This is a genomic window from Neisseria sp. P0009.S007, from assembly GCF_051962515.1.
Genome location: NZ_JBQCVF010001163.1, coordinates 1 through 259, shown reverse-complemented (window position 1 = coordinate 259; position 259 = coordinate 1). Strand labels below are relative to the sequence as shown.

1 rRNA gene is annotated in these 259 nt (G+C 45.2%); it reads right to left on the bottom strand.

The annotated features are described in order from the left end of the window. Positions 1–259, bottom strand: a 16S ribosomal RNA gene (locus ACTHS3_RS18145); the annotation flags it as partial.

Sequence of the window (259 nt, the reverse complement as noted above, 5' to 3'; positions counted from 1 at the left end):
ATCCTGTTCGCTACCCACGCTTTCGTCCATCAGCGTCAATCCATTAGTAGTAACCTGCCTTCGCAATTGGTATTCCATGTAATCTCTAAGCATTTCACCGCTACACTACATATTCTAGTTACTTCCTAATAATTCAAGTCCTACAGTATCAATGGCCGTTTCCCCGTTGAGCGGGGAGATTTCACCACTGACTTATAAGACCGCCTACGGACCCTTTAAACCCAATGATTCCGGATAACGCTTGGATCCTCCGTATTAC